General features: G+C 70.7%; 2 protein-coding genes. One reads left to right on the top strand and one right to left on the bottom strand.

Annotated elements, in window-relative coordinates; all coding sequences use genetic code 11:
- Positions 1 to 436, top strand: a 436-nt coding sequence (locus AB0O00_RS40340; RefSeq protein ID WP_363659636.1) for a hypothetical protein, incomplete at its 5' end; no start/stop codon positions are given.
- Between the two features lie 20 nt (positions 437 to 456).
- Here AB0O00_RS40340 and AB0O00_RS40335 read toward each other — a convergent pair.
- Positions 457 to 777: a hypothetical protein gene (locus AB0O00_RS40335; protein WP_363659635.1), complete on the bottom strand. Its 321-nt coding sequence runs from the start codon at positions 775 to 777 to the stop codon at positions 457 to 459.
- Positions 778 to 1,213: the final 436 nt, after the last annotated feature.

Raw genomic sequence — 1,213 nt, 5'->3', positions numbered from 1 at the left:
GGTGAACCCCGCCCCGCCGGAGGCCGACGGTCCCGCCGCCGACCCGGGCAGTCCCGGCGGCAGCAAGACCGCGGCGGTCCTGGGCATCCCGGAGGGCGTGGTCGCGGGGATCGCCATGGCCGGGCTCACGCTGATCATCGGGTTCCTCGGCTACGAGATGTCGCGGGAGCACGCGGCCGACCTGGGCCAGCTCGGGCTGTCCGGGATCGCCAGCCTGATCATCGGCACCCTGGCGAACCCCCAGGGGCCCTGGCAGCGGCGCTACTGGTGGGCCCTACTGGGCTTCACCTTCCTGGGCGCCCTCACCGGTGCGCTCATGACCGGGCTCACGGACCGGTCCGCGGCCGCGCCGGCGCTGTCGATCTTCGCGGCGGCGTTCTTCGGCCTGCTGGTGGACGGCGAGAAGCTGTCGGTGGGCCGCCCCGGCAAGAAATGAACCGTCGCCGGCCGCCGGGCTCAGTCCTCGTCGAAGGGTTCGTCGCTCCACCTGAACCAGGCGCGGTCGTCCTCGATGTGCAGGAGGAACTCCGCGACCGGGCCCGACGGGGCCACCAGTGACAGGGCGTCGGCGATCCGGTCGTAGGCGGCGTCGAAGCGCTCGGTCTCGTCCGCCTCCAGCAGGGCCAGCGACTCGTCGAACCACGGTTTCACCGCGGCGAACGCCGGCGCGGGGACGAAACGCCCCTCCAGCCACGGGAAGTCGGACCCGTCGATCACGATCTCGCCGAGCAGTTCCTCCCGGCGCACCAGCCGCCAGACCTCGCCCCCGAACGCCACTTCGCCGGCCCTCCGTCCCGTCTCCCGCCGTCGTCGTCGCGCCAGCCTCCCACACGGCGTCGACACACGGCGTCGACACACGGCTTTGGCGAGGGGTGCGGACATGCCCGGGCCCGGGCGGCCGTGGGGGAACGGCCGTCCGGGCCCGGGGACTTGAGGGGTTCTGAACTGCTGGGGATTGAGGTCGTTTTGGTGTACTTCGGTGTCCATGAGTTTGTTTTCGATCACGGCTTTGTCGGGTGGCTGAGGCGACTGTCAGTAGCGTGTGCCAGGGTGGTGGTACTGACGGGGAGGGGGATGGCGTGACTGGGCCGAGGAAGAATCTCCGGCGGATCGATGTGCCGTTCGTTTCCCTTGGTCCGTCGGGTGTGTCGGTCCGTGACCGTCTCAAGGGCCTCACGCCCGAGGACGAGAAGGTGTTGCGGCTGGTCGGTGG

It is taken from the genome of Kitasatospora sp. NPDC093558, from assembly GCF_040683475.1.
Taxonomy (GTDB): Bacteria; Actinomycetota; Actinomycetes; order Streptomycetales; family Streptomycetaceae; genus Kitasatospora.
Note: the sequence above shows the minus strand (reverse complement) of the source record. Positions and strands in the feature narration are given on the sequence as shown.